Annotated in this window: 13 protein-coding genes; 4 read left to right on the top strand and 9 right to left on the bottom strand. The window is 44.4% G+C overall.

Going from position 1 to position 13,637, the window contains the following annotated elements:
• Positions 1-53: 53 nt before the first annotated feature.
• The 8 genes from ACM64D_RS00375 to ACM64D_RS00340 form a co-directional block, all read right to left on the bottom strand.
• Entirely contained in the window at positions 54-1,730 is a 1,677-nt protein-coding gene (locus ACM64D_RS00375; RefSeq protein ID WP_415061193.1) for a hypothetical protein, read from the bottom strand.
• Positions 1,709-4,054: a hypothetical protein gene (locus ACM64D_RS00370; RefSeq protein WP_415061192.1), complete on the bottom strand. Its 2,346-nt coding sequence runs from the start codon at positions 4,052-4,054 to the stop codon at positions 1,709-1,711. Before ACM64D_RS00370 ends, ACM64D_RS00375 begins: the two co-directional genes overlap by 22 nt.
• A 165-nt stretch (positions 4,055-4,219) precedes the next feature.
• Positions 4,220-4,600, bottom strand: a complete 381-nt coding sequence (locus ACM64D_RS00365; protein ID WP_415061191.1) for a hypothetical protein — start codon at positions 4,598-4,600, stop codon at positions 4,220-4,222.
• 3 nt (positions 4,601-4,603) lie between these two features.
• Positions 4,604-5,758 (bottom strand): PQQ-binding-like beta-propeller repeat protein, encoded by a 1,155-nt coding sequence (locus ACM64D_RS00360; RefSeq protein WP_415061190.1) that lies wholly within the window; start codon positions 5,756-5,758, stop codon positions 4,604-4,606.
• Between the two features lie 12 nt (positions 5,759-5,770).
• The gene (locus ACM64D_RS00355) at positions 5,771-6,577 is read right to left on the bottom strand and encodes a tetratricopeptide repeat protein (RefSeq protein ID WP_415061189.1); all 807 of its coding nucleotides are present in this window, start codon (positions 6,575-6,577) and stop codon (positions 5,771-5,773) included.
• A 210-nt stretch (positions 6,578-6,787) separates the two neighbouring features.
• A complete protein-coding gene (locus tag ACM64D_RS00350; RefSeq protein ID WP_415061188.1) occupies positions 6,788-7,903 on the bottom strand; it encodes a Glu/Leu/Phe/Val family dehydrogenase in 1,116 nt (371 codons plus the stop codon).
• 139 nt (positions 7,904-8,042) lie between these two features.
• Positions 8,043-9,788: an arginine--tRNA ligase gene (argS, locus tag ACM64D_RS00345; RefSeq protein ID WP_415061187.1), complete on the bottom strand. Its 1,746-nt coding sequence runs from the start codon at positions 9,786-9,788 to the stop codon at positions 8,043-8,045.
• A complete protein-coding gene (locus ACM64D_RS00340; RefSeq protein ID WP_415061186.1) occupies positions 9,785-10,390 on the bottom strand; it encodes a hypothetical protein in 606 nt (201 codons plus the stop codon). The genes argS and ACM64D_RS00340 overlap by 4 nt, the downstream gene beginning before the upstream one ends.
• A gap of 381 nt (positions 10,391-10,771) precedes the next feature.
• On the opposite strand from ACM64D_RS00340, the gene ACM64D_RS00335 reads away from it, so the two are divergent.
• Positions 10,772-11,305 (top strand): tyrosine-type recombinase/integrase, encoded by a 534-nt coding sequence (locus tag ACM64D_RS00335; RefSeq protein ID WP_415061185.1) that lies wholly within the window; start codon positions 10,772-10,774, stop codon positions 11,303-11,305.
• A gap of 1 nt (position 11,306) precedes the next feature.
• On the opposite strand, the gene ACM64D_RS00330 is transcribed toward ACM64D_RS00335, so the two are convergent.
• Entirely contained in the window at positions 11,307-11,639 is a 333-nt protein-coding gene (locus ACM64D_RS00330; protein ID WP_415061184.1) for a hypothetical protein, read from the bottom strand.
• A 269-nt stretch (positions 11,640-11,908) separates the two neighbouring features.
• Here ACM64D_RS00330 and ACM64D_RS00325 point away from each other — a divergent pair, with 269 nt between their 5' ends.
• The 3 genes from ACM64D_RS00325 to ACM64D_RS00315 all read left to right on the top strand — a co-directional run.
• Positions 11,909-12,655 carry an ABC transporter ATP-binding protein gene (locus ACM64D_RS00325; RefSeq protein ID WP_415061183.1) on the top strand — a complete coding sequence of 249 codons (747 nt, stop codon included), beginning with the start codon at positions 11,909-11,911 and terminating at the stop codon, positions 12,653-12,655.
• A complete protein-coding gene (locus tag ACM64D_RS00320; RefSeq protein ID WP_415061182.1) occupies positions 12,652-13,401 on the top strand; it encodes an ABC transporter permease in 750 nt (249 codons plus the stop codon). Before ACM64D_RS00325 ends, ACM64D_RS00320 begins: the two co-directional genes overlap by 4 nt.
• A 9-nt stretch (positions 13,402-13,410) precedes the next feature.
• The coding region (locus tag ACM64D_RS00315; RefSeq protein ID WP_415061181.1) for an ABC transporter substrate-binding protein at positions 13,411-13,637 on the top strand (227 nt) is incomplete at its 3' end.

Below are 13,637 nucleotides of genomic sequence, written 5' to 3'. Positions count from 1 at the left end.
TGATCCCCCTTAACACTCAGAAGAGATCACTATAGCATGAAGGACGGCATAAATTAAAAGACTTTAGAACAACTCATCGCCTTAAGGTTCACTTCTGTCATTTGTTTGAAGAATTCATGACCTTCGCGATTGTAACGCTCTTTAAGACCTTCGTCGTTAGTGTCTTTTGCCGCCGCCCAAGAAGAGAAATTAATCTTCGTCTTATCGGAGACGTCCTTAACAAACATCTCGTAAGTATAATCTTTGTTAAAAGAGCCCTCTTTGTAAGTCACAACTTCATCCGGAAAAACGATGAGTGGAGCCAAAAGTTCAATTTCTGTTGAATACATCGAAGGAATATTTGGAATCATACGGCGAGAATCCATTTTCACGACCAAAATGCCACCGTAGGGAACCGACACCTTCTCCCCTTTTACTTCCTTTGTCACGTTTTGACCCATAAAACGAAATGCAATCGCGGGATCATAAGTGAAAGAGATAAAACTAGAGGCCTTGGGGTCTTTCGCATGAGCTGTCATTTGATCCGTAATTTTTATGGATCTCACTTGAGAACCATGATTTGCAAAACCAATATCACCATTCTTTTCGCGGTTTGTTGAAAGAGATCTCAAGCGACGTGTGTAGCTGCCTTGATTCTTCGTGAGAACCGTCGACATGAAACCAAAAATTTCACCTTGAGACGTTTGACGACGTTGAATCTTATCCGTGTCGTATTTAAGACCACGGAAAGCCACCGTGGATTTTTCATGATTAGGATTTTCAATCGCTTCAAGCCAAATCTTCCAGGTGTTGGCCTCAACAGGTTCCATCACAGCCCAAGGAAGATAAGCCTCCAGCAACTGACGAACTCCTTTTCTGTCATTTTTCAAGATCAAATCATCAAGCTTTTCCTGCATAGCCTCCAATTTGTCCAAAGAACCCGTCTCAGACTTCCACTTATCAAGGGCTTTTTGCTGTTTACGGGCAAATTGAGCCGCTTCTGCATCCAATTTCTCAGAGTGATCCTTAAGTTCCGTACGGATTTCTTCAATAATGTTAGAGTTTAACTTCATTTCCTGAACGAAAAGCGGTTTCAATTCAACATTTTGAAGAAGATCAATTTGCAAAGCATTCCAGCGCGCTTTAGCCGTGGGACTTCCTTCGCGAACATTCGTTAAAAGTTCCGCCACGGCATGAGGCGACTCCACTTCAGCATGAATCTTATTATCCAATGATCCAGAGAACGCGGGCGAGTGACTTCCAAAGGAAGAGGTTGACGTTAACATTGTAATCAAAGCCAAGTCTTTCACTAAAAGAGCGGGGCTTTTTACAGCCGTCTCATCATAGCGAAGGCGGAACGTGAGACCTTTTTCTGTGTATTCTGGAATGATCTCGGTGTGTGTTTCCGTATTAACAAAATCCACTTTTTCTGCCACCGCTCGAGACGTCTTACGTAGCGCATTTGATACGTAAGCATTTGTCGACTGCGTGGACTTTACAATGTTGTTGATAAAATCAGTTTCGACAGAAAACTCGACTTTAGGAGTCCCTTGCGTTTGAGTCGCCACTTGCGGCCCACCGTCATAGGTCGCCGTTTTCATCGTTTGTGACTTAGATGAGTTCAGAATCTGTGCTGCTGCAGCGACCATTTTGTCGAAAAACCCTGCATGCGCTGGCATAGAGTGTACAGTCACGGCCAATACCACCGCCAAACAAGGAAGAGTTCTTTTTACAAAAGGATGGCTTCGCATCTCATACCTCCAGCAGACTCAGTGATTTCGCGGAAACGAACACCACCGTTTTTATCAATTTCTTTAGTTAAACCCAATTTCTTTAAAATCTTATTTTCATAGTGCTGAGCCAAAACTCGTTGAGAGCGTGAGTTGAAAAACACCGCTTGACGAGTTTTTTCCGCATCGAAAGAGATCATTTCGATGGTCAATTCTTTACCCAGAGCTGCTTGGACACGACTGAGTTCTGAACCGTAAACTTTCATAGCATCGGCACTTGTCATATTTCCAGCCATCAACTGAAGTTTCAAAGCCTTCTTCGGATTCCAAGTTCCATTTAAGAATTCTTCGCCGCCGACAATCGCAAAGCTGACGTTAGCGATCTTCTTAGAAACCGTCTCCAAGGCCCCAGAGAACTTTTCAAGTTTATCCATCAAAAGCTGACGATCAAAAGCTGGCTCTGCCTTAATCAAGGCTTCCAATTCTTCCGTCGTCGTCAGTCCCTTACGGATAGCAAGCTGAGTCAGTTGGACTTTCGAAGTCACATCACGGGAAGGCCTTAATGCATCAATTTTTTGATACATGGCTTTGATAACTTTTTCAGAAGAGATCATTTCAAAATTAGAGATCGGAGCTTTGATGCCATTGTTTACAAAAAGGCTTTCAAGAAGTTTCAACTGTCCATTCTTACGTTTACCAGAATCCGCCGCCGCCACAGCCAAAGTCTCATGCTCGGATCCGACCACGTCAGAAACCAGGAGATAAGGCTGGAAGCTCACTCGAGATCCCAGATTTTCTTTAAGATAACCTGTTTCAAGTTCGACCACATCAATTTTACCACTCCACTGATTGAACCATTTCTTGGTTTCATCAAAAGGCGACGTCACTTGTCCCAAGGTCATGCCCGTCTTAACAAATTCAGTTCCATAGCTAGGTCTTTCAAGATCAAGAAGTTTTCCTGCTTGAGTGTAGGTCTTAGAGGGAGCAACCACATCGCCGACCTTAAGCCCCTTATCAATGATAGCCCCCGCAGTCCCAATGTAGACCACCTTCTCGTGTCCTGAGTTCCTAATTGCACGCGCTACGGGGATAACTTCATCTCCCCACATGTTAGAGATAAACCTCCAGCGCACGATCTTTCCGTCTTTCGTTTCAAGCAGAACGTCAGAAACGTCATGACTCGATTGCTCAGAGTTGAAAATTTCATAACTTGAACTCATCGGGCTTGGGATTTTTTCAAATTCCGTTTTTACTACAGAAGCTTTTGTTGTAACTGAAAAATAAGTTCCCGTTTCAGCCACTTTCTGAGAAAGCTTTTGCAGCTGGGAACGCTCTGCGCCCACAGCCTCTTTGATGTTGGGCTGTACTTGAGCCATCATGCCCGCCATGGCAATCACATTGCCGATAGCTGATTTTTGGCCGATAACCACCATGTCTGCTTTTGGCAATGTCTTAAATAACTCAGACAAGCGGCGCTCTTGTTCTCGGTGAACAGCGTTGGCGTTACCGTAAACACGAACAAAATCATTTTTCAAAGCCACTTTGCCTTCGAACTTCAAAATACGAAGTTGAGCGATCAAATGTTTCACGCGATCGTCACCGGAAATACGCGTAAAGGCGTAAGAATACTCTTTTGAGCGAGGATCAAACACCAAATAGATCTTATTGTAGTTCGCAGAACGAGTTTTAACTTCCGCGACCACTTCGCGTTCTTCTTGAGACACTCTTTGACGGAAGTCCCGCTCAGTGCCCATATGAAATTCAATTGATTTATGAGTTAAAGCTGCGTCCCAGAAAAGGGCTCGGGTCGTTTTTTCAGAGATATATCTTTCAGCATCCAGCAAAATCGTGTCGCCAGCGACATTGGGGATGGATCTTTTGTTGAAAGAAACAGGTTCATTATTCAAAGAAGACACGGAGCCTTCACGTTTCAAGGTGATAGCATCGGCTTTAAAACCTTCCATTAACTTCTTACGGAAAAAGTTATAGTTCCACTCGATATCTTTAAGAGTGAGATTTTTAAATTCTGGAAATTTCTTATGTAACATAGAAAGAATAAGTTCATTCCACTTGTCTGGGTTGTTCAGATCTTGAAAGTGAAACTTTTCTTTGGCGTAGTCTTCAGGCTCAATACGGCGAATCGCTTCAGCCGCGAGTTTTTGATCGTGATCCATTAAATAGTCAGCCAGACCATCGGAATAGAAATCCAAACGATCCACGGCAAGAAGATAATCCAATTGAGATAACTGCACCTTATGTTCAGCCGCGACTTCAGCACGAACAGGCACCGCTATACCATGGGTTGAAATCAGAAACGCAACCAGCAGTACATAGATCTTACGCATAGGAAACACCTCACAGAGGTACTATGCAAACTTCAGGGCCATCCTTAAGTATTGGAGACTACTGGATTTCTCAAACGGAGAGACAGGTGAAATTCCTTAATTGTCACTCACCTGTAAAACGGGGAGACGTCTCAGAGTGAGACGGAGACTCCCCTACTTCATTTTCTATTCAAAGGTCCACTCTTTAAAACCGGCTTTTAAGGCCGCTTCTAAATCCTTGCGGTCAATCTCATAGACATTCGAATTCCCAGTGGGGCTTCCGCAAAGTTGAATGCGCATCATGCCGTCATTCTTGTTCACGGATGAAAAAACCTGAATACCTTTCAGCTCTTTCTGCATTTCAACCAAAGGAATCATCTTTCCTTGGCCACACTGAAGAGATCCATCAGCTTTATAAACTTTCACGCGATCTGTTCCTGCGGACTTAGTCATCGGGACCTCACTTCCGGGTGTCGCCTTATCGGTCATCTTCTGGGTTCGGCAGTTGCCGTGGGAGCACGCCCCAAGAGCAAATAAAAGAGGTAGAGTCAGAAGCAGTTTTTTCATAATTTACTCCTTAAAATAAGGTGTTTTAATCCAGCCCGCTTCAATCGCATAGAGATTGGCTTCACCTGAAATGAAGTAGATGCGATTGTTTTTTTCATCCACTTGAGGCGCGGAAAGAATGCCGCGTCCTGGCTCCATCGCGCCAAGTTCAGCCCCAGAGTTGGCATCTAAAAATCTCAACTTTCCTTGAGACTCCCCAAAAACCAAAGACCCTTTATAGTTTTTAATCTGCGTGGCGATGCCTTCCTTGAGTTTGTAACTCCAGACCTTTTCGCCATTATTCTTCTTTAGAGCCCAGACTTCGCCGTTCGTCGTCGGATAAAAGAGTTTGTCTCCTAACATAGTGATGGCACTGTAGCCGCCACCATCCACACGCCACAAGATCTCGCCTTTATCTGCAGAAACGCAGTAAAGTTTGTCATCATAGCCTGCAATGTAGATCTGATTCCCTTCAACGACGGGAGTTGCATCAATATCGCGGAATCTTTTATTGCGATTTAACTGAAGTTCCCAAGCGACAGCGCCTGACTTTGCATTCAATGCGACCAAAGCCCCATCCGAAAAGCCGACATAAAGCATTCCATTGTATAGGGCCGCCTGGCTACCTCCACGAATAGAGAACTGAGATGTGTCTTGTCTAGAGTACAACCAAATCTGACGTCCTGTGGCCGCATCTAGAGCGTAAAAAACGTTATTCCCAGCAAGGAAATAGACCACGCCCTCGTCCAACAGGGGGGGCGCTAAATTTTCTGCTTTTGTTGGGAAGGTCCATTGAACTCTTCCCGTGCTAGACTCGACAGAATAAAAATTCCCGTCGCTAGCCCCAACAAAAAGACGATCTTTGATGGCGGCCGCACTGGGTTCAACTCCGTTTTGAACAGGAAGGCGCCATTTCATGCGACCTGTGTCGCGCTCATAAGCGACAATTCCATCTAGACCATTTCCCTGAATGATCAACTCTCCGACCAACAAAGGAGTCATACGATTGATCTTACGAAACCCCAGATTGTCTTTGCCCGTCGTTTGGCGAATCCATGCGGTTTTTACTTCGTATTCTCTTTTGCTGTTATTTTTAGAGCTCCACTGCTCCAGAGTGTGGTTAATAGTCGCACACCCTGTAAGCGCCAGAAAAAGAGACCCGAGAAGAACTGACTTCATGAAATCCTCTGATTAAAGATTCTTTTTAGCTTTTAGAAGGCGCAAATATTTTTGAGCTTCTTTTGCTGCCGTAAAATCGGTTGTATTCTGATCTTCTTTTTTGCCGATTTCTGTATAGATCTCTTCCGCTTTTGCTAAATCGTTCATGGATTCGTAACAAAGTCCCATGCGCAATTTTGCTTCATCCTGCGCAAACGCCAAAGCCTTGGAATCTGCAAGAGTCTGCCACTTTTCGATCGCAGCTTTACAATCGTTCTTATCAGCTTGAACATTCCCCATTTGCATCAGCACAAGAGCTGTCAAGGTATCACCTTTGCTGAGGCCTTTTTCAACCTTCTGAAGAGCCGTCAAAGCTTCCTCATGCTTTTTGTAAGAGAGATAAATCTCGCTTAAGTTGAGTGCTGCCATTTGCGCTGCTTTTGTATTAGGAGATTCAGAAATAAACGCCTCAAAGCCCGCAACCTCAGTCCCGTAATCTTTCTGAAGATCACCAGAAGCTTTTTTTGCTGGATCAAATTTGGGAGCCTCTTTTTTGTCTTTAGCTTGATTCGCCATCACTTCCGCACGTGCGGCTTCTTCATACCCACGCTTTTTCTCAGTATAGGCTTTCTCAAGAAGGAAGTACTTTTCTTGCTGAGTTACTTCCTTTTTCTCGGTCATGTAATTTGCGATAGAAGCACCTAGACCGATGACTACAAAAACCGCTACGGCCGTAATAACGATTTTTGAATGAGTTGTAGTCCAAACGAAACCTTCTCTGAGAGTCTTCGTGACCTGATCTGGAGATTTCAATTCTTCTTTAGAAAACTTAGTGCTCAAGATAATCCCTCGCTGTTAGCTGAATCAATATATGAGAAGTACTTTTCAATACTTACGAGAGAAGATTGTTCTTTGGTCGAGGCGAGATGTCAATAACGAAGGAGATTATACTTTTGTGCGACTTTGCCAATGATGCAAAGTGCCTGAGTCACGAGAAGGCTGCTCGCGGACAGTCTAGAGACCTCATCCGAGAGCAGCGACACGAAGAAATTAACGGTTATAAACTTCTTTCAACGTTGTGAAAGAGCGAGACGACTTACCTGGATGACGCTGTTTCAAACGACCGATCGTATTGATGCGCTCTTCAGCCAAACGGTCCGCAGCTGTGTGAGTCCCGATATTGTCACGTTTCGCAATTTCGTAAACTTTAAGAATGTTATCGTAAACACGCTTTGTTTTTTCAAAAGCACGTTCAGGTGAATATCCTTCAAGTTCGACAAATACGTTCATCAAACCGCCGGCATTGATCACATAGTCTGGAGCGTAAAGAATACCAAGTTCTTTAAGCTGATCGCCATGGCGAGATTCTGCCAAAAGGTTGTTTGCGCCGCCAGCAATCACTTTTGTTCTAAACTTCGTAATAGTTTGATCGTTAACGACTGCACCCAAAGCACAAGGAGCCAAAATATCACATTCAGTGAATAGAATCTCATCAGGAGAAACGGCCTTAGCGCCATTTGCTTCCGCAACAAGCTTGGTACGGCTCATGTCAATATCAGCCACAGTAATGATCGCACCTTCTTCTTTAAGGTACTTCACCAAGTTGGAGCCCACATTTCCAAGCCCCTGAACAGCTATGCGAATGCCCTTTAAAGAGTCCGTGCCAAATTTTTCCTTCGCAGAAGCCTTAATGCCCATCAAAACGCCGTGCGCTGTGTAGGGAGATGGATCTCCGGAACCACCGAAATCCTTAGGAATGCCCGTCACCCAAGGAGTCTCCATGTAAATGTGCTCCATATCCTGTACGCCAGTTCCAACGTCTTCTGCAGTAATGTATTTACCATTCAAAGAGTTTACAAACTGACCGAAGGCGCGAAAAAGACCTTCTGACTTCTGAGTTTTAGGATCTCCAATAATAACAGCCTTACCACCACCAAGGTTCAAACCGGCTGCCGCAGCTTTATAAGTCATGCCTTTAGATAAACGAAGAACGTCAATAAGAGCCTCATCTTCGTTTTTGTAGTTCCACATACGGGTACCGCCCAGAGCAGGCCCCAAAGAAGTGTTATGAATAGCAATGATCGCCTTCAATCCAACATGAGGGTCGTTACAGAAAACAACTTGCTCATGGTCTCCATGCTTAGAAATAAGCTCAAAAGTTCCCAACGTAGGCTCCTTCTTTTTGTAATTGCGAGGAGATCATGGGTCGTTTTGAGTAAAAAGACTAGCGTTAATGCGGCGAATTAGCGGATGAAGATGGAATCATGAAATAGCCCCCGAAAAACGTCGAGGGCTACTGTTGAAACTACATTTTTTCTGGAGCCGGAATCCCCAAGACAGCAAGGCCTTGTTTCAGAGTGATCCCCACGGCGGAACTCAAAGCCAAACGAGCTTCGCGAACAGCTTCATTCTTTTCTGTTCCGATAGGACACTCATGATAAAAGACGTTAAACTTTTTCGCCAACTCATACAAATAAGTGCAGATTGCCGCAGGTTTAAAGTTTTCCGCGGCCTGCGCCACGGAAGAATTAAATCCGAACAGCGCTTGCATCAATTGACGTTCCGAAGCGTGAGTTAATACACTCCAGTCTACTTTCATCTGGGTTCGTGAAAACTTTCTTCCCAAGCTGGCGATGCGTGCGTAAGAGTATTGAACAAAGGGGCCAGACTCACCATCCAGCTTCAGCCATTCATTCATATCAAAAACAATCTTCTTGTTTGTATCCATACGAAGCATGCCATAAAAAATAGCACCTTTCGCCACCTGGCCCGCGATCATTTCGATATCTTCAGAAGACCACTCATTTTGATAGCGACTTAAATAGGTCGTTTTAACATGATCTTCCATGCGATGAACCAGCTCTGTCAAAGGAACGATATTTCCTTTGCGCGAACTCATAGCGCCATCTGGAAGCTCCACATAATTATACTGGAGATGAAAACAGTTTTTGGCCTGTTCAAAACCAAGAATATCCAGGACTCGAAAGACTTGTTTAAAATGCAATGCCTGGCGCATGTCGACGACATAAACACTCTTTTCGATGTGAACGTCTTCGAACTTATGTTTTGCTAAAAGCAAATCTTTGGTCGCATAAAGCCCGGTTCCGTCAGACTTCAAAAGCATACAGAAACCAAGATTCTCCGATTCCAAATTGTAGCCGATAGCACCCTCTGATTTTTGCAGTTTCCCTTGTTCGTAGAGGTCTTTCACCCATTGCGCCGAAGGAGAATCCATCTCTGACTCAAAATACCATTCATCAAAATGAACATCAGCCCAGGCATAAACCTTCTTCATGAGCTCAATGGACCATTCGCGAGTTTCTTTCCAGAGATCAAAGTAGGGGCCTGATTTAGATTCCAACTGACGAAGAATCTCGGTCAGTTCTTGTCTATTAATATCCTCATAAGAAGTTCCTACTTGATCTTCCAATAGAAGGTTTGCCTTAGAGTACATACGTCCCAACCACTCCCCTTTTCCCACCGCGGGAATAGGTTCTTGATTGTGTTTTTTCATATACCAAAGACATTTAGCGACGTGTGTTCCCATATCACCGGGGAAGGTGGAGGAAACAATGTCTCGTCCACTGTAACGAAGCATGCGCACAATCGCGTCACCCAGACAAAGATTTCTCATGTGTCCTACATGCAGCTCTTTGTGAGTGTTCGGCTGAGAATACTCAATCATCGTGCGTGGTGATTTTTCGACAAGCTGCTTCTTAAAAAAGCTTCCATCTAAAATCGTGTCGATAATTTTATTCCCGTGGCAGGCGGAGGAAAAAGTGAGGTTCAAATAGGGTCCCGCCGCCTGAATCTTTTCAATATTTGCGTCGGCCGGGAAATTCTGTGCAATCTCTGCTGCAATCTGAGGCGGGCCTTTTTTTAGAGCCTTAGCCAAAGTGAAGCAACCAAAAGCCAGGTCTCCCATTTCAGATTGAGGAGGTTCAACAAGCGCCTTGTAGATCTCTTCTTCGGAGAGGTTTTGTCCCATCTTTTGAATAGCTTCTGAAATCTTTTGTGTCGCTAAAAGGCGAATTGAGTCGTGCTTAATCATAGACCTTTCCAAAACCAGAGCACCGCAAGGGCCCAAAAAATACTAGTGAGAAGGATGACTATACTCATCTTCTTGTGAAAATTCAGGTCTTTTTTGAGTTGCCCAATTTCACCATAAAGCTCCGTTCGCTCCGTGGATAAAACCTGCAACTGAGACTGCAGTTGGGACGACAGATTTTCCATGCTTTCCGTGCGCTGCTGGCGCTCCATCTCGAGCTCTTGAAGAGCCTTTTGATGCAAAACCTGGGGATGCGTGCTGATGAAATATTGGGGCGTAAGTCCTGGAATCTTCTCGCGAAGAGCTAAATACCATTGCAAGGCCCTCCAAATATGAGGGGGAGCTTCATCGCCTTGTTTTGTCCATCGAGTCCAACTTGAGGGGTCGACCAAAAGAAGTTGGGCCATTTTGCGCTGAGAAAGGCCTAATTCCCCGCGAATTTCCTCTAAATTTCCAAGCTGCTTTTGGATGACCGAAACCTGAGCCTCATAATGCATCCTTAAAGACGTCTTTGATCGGGGCCCTAAATCCCCCTCAATAAACCCCTCGTCAAAGCTCCCTTTTTCAAAACCTTGAAGAGTCTGGTCTAGACTGTCTTTTTCCATCAAGCCCCTCCGGACTGTTGTTTTTCACAATATTTATATTGTTATATGCAATATAAAGCGTTGTATAATACAGATATACTCACAGATCCTCTTTTGAGGTGTCAATCTAAGTATTTGAAACCACAAAAGAATTGCGAAAGGCATAGCCCTACACCCCCTTTTTCAAATTCTCCTAAAGCTTATAGTTATAAGTTTTAGTGTTAAATATATGATTTTATTAGATATTTTATATGAGATATTTTGAGGACGATTGGTCGCCGCATCGCAGCATCACTATACGCACTGCATCTAAACTAAATATTTTTACATATCACAAGATTGGACGCAGTGAGTCGATGAAATGATCTTGTCAAACCCACCTAGACTTTTCAATGATGAGATATGTCCACGGCACCTCGGTATCAACTCAACAAGAACAAATATTTACTCCCACCCGAAACAGAACGTTTGCGAAAAATTCTCACAGATTTTCAAGATAAAGATCCACGCAACTGTTTAATGATTTGGGTGGCTTTGCGAACTGGCGCCCGGGCTCAAGAGGTTTTAAACATTCAACGCAGCGATCTAAATACGTACGACGAAAGCATCTTTATCAGGGGTCTCAAGGGCTCTAATGACCGGGAAATCCCCATTCACTCTGAGATCTTCTCCCGACTTCATCGTTTTGCTGAAGCCCAAGGAGGAACCAAGGTGTTCCCCATTAGCTATCATCGGCTCTATCAGATATGGGAAATGTATCGCCCCGTTCCAAAGAAGTTCCATGCCTTAAGACATACTTTTGCGATCGAGCTGTATAGGAAGACAAAGGATTTAAGGCTGGTCCAAGTGGCGTTGGGACATCGAAATATCACCAACACCATGGTTTATGCGGATTATGTTTATTCTCAGCAAGAATTAAGAAAGCTGATTCTTTAAACTACTCTTCCAATGAATTGATTTCATTAGCAAGGCGTTCAAACTGCTTCTCTTCTGAGGCGCGGTGGCTTCTTTTTTCCTTTTTAAAGGCCAAAAGATCCTTCTTTGTAGGCGCATTATAAGAGACGCCTGAGTTTTCAACGACAACGATGCGCTCACGAACATCAGCCGCGGCCACACCTTCTCGGGCTTCTTCCACGTTATGTTTCACTGTGGAGTGAAGCTCATTTTGTACCTTAACATTCTCAGTAATAAGATCATTAAAGTCTGAAACTTTCGCAAATCCCAGAGCAGGAATCATGGCGATGACTGTTGCTAGTACTTGCTTTTTCATAAATCACTCCTTGCAGATACTCTCTTCTAAAGCAAGCCGAGTGCCAACCAGGCCCCCCGCCATTTCGAGCTCAGGACTCTTCAGCGACAACGGGCCTTACAGGTGTCAAAGAAGTAGTGATCAATTCTTGTCTTGATACAGAAATAGCCCTATCTTCATGGTTATAGAGAGAATTTACTGGTTTCCCAAAAGAGTGTCTCAAAATGATAAAACGCTTTTTCTCACATTCGTTTATTATACCCCCTCAAAAACCCCACAGGACTTAATGCGTGAAAGAAGCGCTGGGTATCCGTATTCAGAATCTCTCCAAAAGCTTCCCTAAAAGGGATGTGATTCAAGGGCTGAACCTGAATATTGAGCCTGGCTCTTTCGTGTCTATCGTCGGCCCCTCGGGCTGTGGCAAATCCACACTGCTTAGACTGATTGCAGGATTGGAATCTTCAACTCAAGGGGAGTTGCATCTTTCTTCCCAAGCCCCCGCTTCATTCAGTTTTGTTTTTCAAGAGCCGAATCTTTTAGCTTGGCGAACGGTTTATGAAAATGTCGCTCTTCCATTTGAACTTATCGAGAATCTTAGGCAAGTTTCAGATGAAAAACACACCCGCATTATGGACTGCCTAAGAAAGGTGAAGCTCGCAGAGTCGGCGTCGCTCTTTCCTCACGAACTTTCTGGCGGAATGAAAATGCGGGTGTCTTTAGCGCGAGCCCTCGTCAGTTCGCCTCGGCTTTTATTAATGGATGAGCCTTTTGCCGCGCTGGACGAAAACACTCGTTTTGAAATGCAAAACCAACTGCACCAGTTATGGCAAAGCGAACGGATGACGATTCTTTTTGTGACACACTCTTTGTTTGAATCAACTTATCTTTCAGAAAGAATCCTTATGCTCAAAGGCGAAGGTGCGAAGCTTGTCTTAGATTACAAGGTGGAACTTCCCTCAGAGCGCACGGAAGACTTGCGCACGTCGGAAGTCTTGAATCGCATCGTCAGACTGCTTTCAGAAAGACTTCGCGAATGAAACGTTATCTGCCGTCTTTTCTTAGTTTTCTGATTCTTACGGTCCTGGTGGAGCTTCTGGTGCGTCAGGGGTTTATTAGTGAGAGTCTTCTGCCATCTCCGAGTGCTGTATTTAAGACCCTCGGGGAGTTTCATGAGGAATTTCGTCAGGCATTTTTTGAAACACTTTTGAATGTCTTAGCCGGCCTTGGTTTAAGCATTGTCTTAGGCAGCCTGGTCGCTTTTGTTTTTTCTCTTTCTGACCTCATGAAGAAAGCCATCCTTCCTTTTGCGATATTCTTTCAAACGGTCCCAATTATTGCGATTGCGCCCTTGCTTGTGATTTATTTTGGTTTTGGCAGCCCCACGGTGATCGCTTCAAGTTTTATTGTCTCGGTCTTTCCGATCATAGCCAATACTTTGATGGGTTTAGAAAACACCAGTGAGTCTCAAAAAGATTTATTCCTACTTTATCAGGCCTCGCGTTTACAAACCCTCTTAAAGCTTAAAATTCCCCAGGCCTATTCGCATATCTATTCGGGCATCAAGGTTTCTGCCGGGCTTGCCATTATTGGAGCTATTGCCGGAGAATTCGTGGGCGGCGGCGGACTGGGGGCGATGATTGACTCGGCCCGCACTCAACAGCGAGTGGACATTGTCTTTGGCGCTTTGCTATTATTATCTTTTATGGGGCTCGCCTTCATAGCGACTCTTGCTCTTGTTAACAAAACCATTCTTTCTCGGCGTCCTTTCGCCTCACTCTCTTAGGAGTAACCAATGAAGACCAGTCTCTTTGTGTTTGTATTTTTTCTTTCCGCGAGCGCTTTTTCAAAGCCCCTGACTTTAGCATTAAACTGGAAAGCCGAGCCTGAGTTTGGAGGTTTTTATGCCGCAGCTCTTGAGGGTTATTACAAAAAGCACGGCCTTGATGTGAACATTATTGAAGGGGGATCGGGAACTCCGACAGTTCAGATGTTGGGCAACAACAAAGTGGACTTTGCGAT

It is taken from the genome of Bdellovibrio sp. (genome assembly GCF_047637665.1).
GTDB lineage: Bacteria > Bdellovibrionota > Bdellovibrionia > Bdellovibrionales > Bdellovibrionaceae > Bdellovibrio.
Note: the sequence above shows the minus strand (reverse complement) of the source record. Positions and strands in the feature narration are given on the sequence as shown.

Excerpts from the sequence above, each read along its gene's own strand:
- ACM64D_RS00375 (WP_415061193.1), bottom strand. The coding sequence starts at position 1,730 with ATGCGAAGCCATCCTTTTGTAAAAAGAACTCTTCCTTGTTTGGCGGTG.
- ACM64D_RS00370 (WP_415061192.1), bottom strand. The coding sequence starts at position 4,054 with ATGCGTAAGATCTATGTACTGCTGGTTGCGTTTCTGATTTCAACCCAT.
- ACM64D_RS00365 (WP_415061191.1), bottom strand. The coding sequence starts at position 4,600 with ATGAAAAAACTGCTTCTGACTCTACCTCTTTTATTTGCTCTTGGGGCG.
- ACM64D_RS00360 (WP_415061190.1), bottom strand. The coding sequence starts at position 5,758 with ATGAAGTCAGTTCTTCTCGGGTCTCTTTTTCTGGCGCTTACAGGGTGT.
- argS (WP_415061187.1), bottom strand. The coding sequence starts at position 9,788 with ATGATTAAGCACGACTCAATTCGCCTTTTAGCGACACAAAAGATTTCA.
- ACM64D_RS00340 (WP_415061186.1), bottom strand. The coding sequence starts at position 10,390 with ATGGAAAAAGACAGTCTAGACCAGACTCTTCAAGGTTTTGAAAAAGGG.
- ACM64D_RS00335 (WP_415061185.1), top strand. The coding sequence starts at position 10,772 with ATGTCCACGGCACCTCGGTATCAACTCAACAAGAACAAATATTTACTC.
- ACM64D_RS00330 (WP_415061184.1), bottom strand. The coding sequence starts at position 11,639 with ATGAAAAAGCAAGTACTAGCAACAGTCATCGCCATGATTCCTGCTCTG.
- ACM64D_RS00320 (WP_415061182.1), top strand. The coding sequence starts at position 12,652 with ATGAAACGTTATCTGCCGTCTTTTCTTAGTTTTCTGATTCTTACGGTC.